The organism is Actinomadura bangladeshensis, from assembly GCF_004348335.1.
GTDB lineage: Bacteria > Actinomycetota > Actinomycetes > Streptosporangiales > Streptosporangiaceae > Spirillospora > Spirillospora bangladeshensis.
Map to the genome: position 1 here is coordinate 1 of NZ_SMJW01000395.1, position 4,886 is coordinate 4,886.

Genomic DNA, 4,886 nt, shown 5'->3' on the forward strand with positions numbered 1-4,886 from the left:
GAGGACGCCCCGCCCGGCCCCCGCAACGTCTACGCCGACACCAAGCTCGCCCAGGAGCACCTGGCCGCCTCGTGGGCGCGCGCGACCGGCGGGACGGCCGCCGCGCTGCGCTACCACAACGTGTACGGGCCGCGGATGCCGCGCGACACCCCCTACGCGGGCGTCGCCGCGATCTTCCGGTCCCGGCTGCTGAACGGCGAGGCGCCACTGGTGTTCGAGGACGGCGGGCAGCGCCGCGACTTCGTCCACGTCCGCGACGTCGCCCGCGCCAACGTGCTGGCGCTGGAGCGGGCCGCCGCCGGGCCGCCGCGGCCCGGCGGGCTGCGCGCCTACAACATCGCCAGCGGCGAGCCCCGCACCATCGGCGCGATGGCGGACGCGCTCGCCGCGGCCGCCGGCGGCCCCGCCCCCCGCGTCACCGGCGGCTACCGGCTCGGGGACGTCCGCCACATCGTCGCCCGCCCCGACCGCGCCCGCCGCGAGCTGGGCTTCGCCCCGGCGGTGGCGTTCGCCGACGGCATGGCCGAGTTCGCCCGGACGCCCGTCACCAGTTCGTAAGGGTTGCCCACCCGTCACCGAAAGTAGCGTCGGACCCGTGATCGATGTCGTTCTCCCGTGCCTCAACGAGGCCGAGGCCCTGCCCTGGGTGCTGACCCGGATGCCCGAGGGGTTCCGGCCCCTGGTGGTCGACAACGCCTCCACCGACGGCTCCGCCGCCGTCGCCGCCCGGCACGGCGCCCGCGTCGTCCCGGCCGCCGACCGCGGCTTCGGCGCCGCCTGCCACGCCGGGCTGCTGGCCGCCCGCACCGAGGTCGTGTGCGTCATGGACGCCGACGCCTCCCTCGACCCCGCCGAACTGCCCCGGCTGGCCGCCGCCCTCACCGGCCTCACCCGGTCGTCCGGGCCGGCGGCGGGCGGCGGGCCGGCGCTGGTGCTGGGGCGGCGGCGGCCGACCGGGCGCGGCGCCTGGCCGCCGCACGCCCGCCTCGGCAACGCCGTCCTGGCCCGGTCGCTGAACCGCCGCGCCGGCACCCGCCTGCACGACCTCGGCCCCATGCGCGCCGCCCGCCGCGCCGACCTGCTCGCCCTCGGCCTGCGCGACCGCCGGTTCGGCTACCCGCTGGAGATGGTGCTGCGCGCCGCCCGCGCCGGCTGGCGGATCGGCGAGATCGACGTCGCCTACCGGCCCCGCACCGGCACCTCGAAGGTCACCGGCACCCTCGGCGGGACGGTCCGCGCCGTCCGCGACATGCGCCGCGTCCTGGCGGAGGTCGCCCCGTGAGAACCGCGAGCCCCGCCGACCTGATCGTGATCGCCAAAGAGCCCGTCCCGGGAAGGGTCAAGACCCGCCTGACCCCCGCCTACACCCCGTGCGAGGCCGCCGCGCTCGCCGAGGCGTCCCTGCGCGACACCCTCACCGCCGTCGCCGCCGCCCCGGCCGGCCGCCGGACCCTCGCGCTCGACGGCGCGCCCGGCCCGTGGCTGCCGGGCGGGTTCACCGTCATCGGCCAGCGCGGCGCCGGACTGGACGAGCGGCTGGCCGCCGCGTTCGACGACGCCTGGGCCGGCCGCCCCCTCGTCCTGATCGGGATGGACACCCCGCAGGTCACCCCCGCGCTGCTCGCCCGCGCCGCCCGCGGACTGGGCCGCGGCGACGCGGTCGTCGGGCCCGCCTCCGACGGCGGGTTCTGGCTGCTCGGGCTGCGCCGCCCCGACGCGCGGCTGCTGCGCGGCGTCCCGATGTCGCGGTCCTACACCGGCGCGGTGCTGCTCGCGCGGCTGCGCGCCGCCCGGCTGCGCACCGGGTTCGCGCCGCGCCTCACCGACGTCGACACCCCCGCCGACGCCCGCGCCGCCGCCGCGGCGGCGCCCGGCGGGCGGTTCGCCGCCGCGCTGCGCGGCCTGCGCGCCGGGAGCGTCCCGGCATGATCGGCGAACTGTACGAGGAGGCGCTGCGGGGCCGCGGCCCCGTCGAGATCGAGCACGCCGACGGCCGCCGCCGCCCGCTGCCGCTGCAGGACTGGCTGTCGGCCCGGCCCGGCGACGGCGGCCTGCTGGACCGCTGCCGGGGCGCCACCCTGGACGTCGGGTCGGGGCCCGGGCGCCTCACCGTGGCGCTCGCCCGCCGCGGCCTGCCCGTCCTCGGCATCGACCTGGCGCCCGCCGCGGTCGCGCTGACGACCGCCGCCGGCGGGCCCGCCCTGTGCCGGGACGTGTTCGGCCGCGTCCCCGGCACCGGCCGCTGGCGGACCGTGCTGCTCGCCGACGGCAACATCGGCATCGGCGGCGACCCGACCGCCCTGCTGCGCCGCGTCCTGGCGCTGCTCGCCCCCGGCGGCCGCGTCCTGATCGAGGTCGGCCCGCCCGGGACAGGGGCCCGCGTCGAACCGCTGCGGCTGCGGTCGGGGCCCTCGGTCGGCGAATGGTTCCCCTGGGCGCACGTGTCCGCCGACGCCGCCGCCGCGCTCGCCGCCGCCTGCGCCGCCACCGTCACCGAACTGTGGGAGGAGGCCGGACGATGGTTCGTCGCCCTGCATTCTTGAAACCGGCACTCTTGAAACCGCCCGCGCTGGTCACCACGCTGCCGGGGCGGTTCACCAGCCGCCTCCACGACGAGCGGACCGCGTCCCTGCTCGGCATCGCCCTCGGCGCGGCCGTCGCGGTCTCGTTCGGGACCGGGCTGGTCTCCCACTTCATGCAGCAGCCGGCCGGGTGGATGAGCTGGCCGTCGCGCCCGGTGAACCTGTACCGGGTCACCCAGGGCGTCCACGTCATCGGCGGCCTGGCAACGGTGCCGCTGCTGCTGGCCAAACTCTGGACGGTCTACCCCAGGCTGTGGCAGTGGCCGCCGGTCCGCTCGATCGGCCACGCCGTGCGGCGGCTGCTGGTGTTCGTCCTGGTCGGCGCGGCGCTGTTCCAGTTCGTCACCGGCGTGCTGAACATCGCCTACTGGTACCCGTTCCGGTTCTTCTTCACCACCGCGCACTACTGGACGGCCTACATCCTCGCCGGGGCGCTGCTCATCCACATCGCCAACGAGGGCGCCAAGGCGCGCCGGGCCGTGATGACCCGCCCGCAGGACGCGGTGGGCCGCCGCGGGCTCCTGCTCACCGTCGCCGCCGCGAGCGGCGCCATCGTCCTCACCACGGTGGGGGAGGCGGTCACGCCGCTCGCGCGGCTCGCGGTGCTGGCGCCCCGCCGGCCCGGCACCGGGCCGCAGGACGTCCCGGTCAACAAGTCGGCCGCCGCGACCGGCGTCACCGCCGCGGCCCAGGACCCGGGCTGGCGGCTCACCGTGACCGGCCGCGTCGCCCGCGAGGTCACCCTGTCCCTGGCCGACCTGCGCGCCCTGCCGCAGCACACCGCGCGGCTGCCGATCTCCTGCGTGGAGGGCTGGAGCGTGGAGGCCACCTGGCACGGCGTCCGGCTGCGGGACGTCCTGCGCCTGGCCGGCGCCGGCAGCGGCGCCCGGGTGCGGGTGGAGTCGCTGGAACGCGGCGGCCGCTACCGCGCCTCGCGGGTCGACCCGCCGCACTGGCACGACCCGCTGACCCTGCTGGCCCTCGGCATGAACGGCGCGCCCCTCGCCCTCGACCACGGCAGCCCCTGCCGGCTGATCGCACCGAACCGGCCCGGGGTCATGCAGACCAAATGGGTGCACCGGCTGGTGGTGTCGTGACCGCCCGGGTCCTGGCCTACGGGGCGGGCCTGGCGCTCATCGGCCTCGGGCTGCGCGGCGTCATCGGCGACGTCCCGGCCGCGCGGTGGGCGGCGTGGTTCGCCGGGCCGGCGGTGCTGCACGACGCCGTCCTGGTCCCGCTGGTCCTGGCCGCCGGCGTGGCGACCGGGCGGCTGCCGGGACGCTACCGGCGCATCGCGCGGGCCGCGCTCGTCACCGCCGCATGCGTCACGGCGGTCGCGCTGCCGCTCGTCCTCGGGTACGGGCGCCGCGCCGACGAGCCGTCGCGGCTGCCGCTGCCCTACGGCCGCAACCTCGCGATCGTCGTGGCGGCCATCGCGGCGCTCGCCGCCGCCGCGGCCGCCGCGCGCTTCATCGCCGGCCGCCGCAGGGGGCCGGAGCGGTGACCCTCACCGGCGAGCGGTCCCCGGCGGGGACGGTGCGGCGGCGGGCCCGCCGCCGCACCGGGTGGGTCGCGGTCGCGGTGTGGGCGGCCGGGATCGCGGCGGCGTTCGCGGTGGGCGGGTACCTGCGGCGCGCCGGCCTGGCGACCGAGGACCGGCTGCCCCCGTTGCACGCGCGGGCCCGGGCGGTGCCGCTGACCTGGCAGCTGCTGCCCGCGGCGGTGTTCGCGGCGGCGGCCGTGGCGGCGCTGCCCCCGCTCGCGGCGCGGCTGCCGTGGCGGGCTTTGCCGCCGCTGGCGTGGGCGGGCTCGGCCGCGTGGGCGATGGCGCTCGCGGCGAGCGACGGCCTGGGCGCGCTCGCGGCGCCGCTGGACGCGCCCACCGAGTACCCGGCGGGCCTGGCGCAGGTCCGCCCCGACCCGCTGGAGTGGCTGCGGACCTTCACCGACCGGCTCGCCGGCTACACCACGCACGTGCGTGGGCATCCGCCGCTGCCGACGCTGCTGCTGTGGGCGCTGGAGCGGGCCGGGCTCGGCGGCACCGGCTGGGCGGCCGCGGCCATCATCGCGGCGGGCGCGTCCGCCGCCGCCGCGATCGCGGTCACGGTCGGGTGCCTGGCGGGGGAGCGGGCGGCGCGCGCGGCCGTGCCGTTCCTGGTGCTGGCGCCGCCGGCGGTGTGGATCGCGACCGCGATGGACGCGTTCTTCCTGGCCGTGGGCGCGTGGGGGACGGCGCTGCTCGCCCTGGCGGCCCGCCGCGCCGCCGCACGGGCCGGTGCACGGGCCGGTGCGAGGGGCGCGGTC

Annotated in this window: 6 protein-coding genes and 1 pseudogene; all 7 read left to right on the forward strand. The window is 79.1% G+C overall.

Annotated features, from left to right (window positions below; genetic code table 11):
* On the forward strand, window positions 1-558 hold a 558-nt coding region (locus tag E1284_RS38420), incomplete at its 5' end, for an NAD-dependent epimerase/dehydratase family protein (RefSeq protein ID WP_131945061.1).
* Between the two features lie 37 nt (window positions 559-595).
* Window positions 596-1,282: a glycosyltransferase family 2 protein gene (locus E1284_RS38425; protein ID WP_207924202.1), complete on the forward strand. Its 687-nt coding sequence runs from the start codon at window positions 596-598 to the stop codon at window positions 1,280-1,282.
* Window positions 1,279-1,929: a TIGR04282 family arsenosugar biosynthesis glycosyltransferase gene (locus E1284_RS38430; RefSeq protein ID WP_207924203.1), complete on the forward strand. Its 651-nt coding sequence runs from the start codon at window positions 1,279-1,281 to the stop codon at window positions 1,927-1,929. Before E1284_RS38425 ends, E1284_RS38430 begins: the two co-directional genes overlap by 4 nt.
* Window positions 1,926-2,543 (forward strand): methyltransferase domain-containing protein, encoded by a 618-nt coding sequence (locus E1284_RS38435; RefSeq protein WP_131945062.1) that lies wholly within the window; start codon window positions 1,926-1,928, stop codon window positions 2,541-2,543. Before E1284_RS38430 ends, E1284_RS38435 begins: the two co-directional genes overlap by 4 nt.
* Window positions 2,540-3,679: a molybdopterin-dependent oxidoreductase gene (locus E1284_RS38440; protein WP_243715003.1), complete on the forward strand. Its 1,140-nt coding sequence runs from the start codon at window positions 2,540-2,542 to the stop codon at window positions 3,677-3,679. The genes E1284_RS38435 and E1284_RS38440 overlap by 4 nt, the downstream gene beginning before the upstream one ends.
* Window positions 3,676-4,086 (forward strand): hypothetical protein, encoded by a 411-nt coding sequence (locus E1284_RS38445; protein WP_131945064.1) that lies wholly within the window; start codon window positions 3,676-3,678, stop codon window positions 4,084-4,086. The genes E1284_RS38440 and E1284_RS38445 overlap by 4 nt, the downstream gene beginning before the upstream one ends.
* A pseudogene (locus E1284_RS38450) lies at window positions 4,083-4,886 on the forward strand (hypothetical protein); the annotation flags it as partial. The gene E1284_RS38445 and the pseudogene E1284_RS38450, both read left to right, overlap by 4 nt.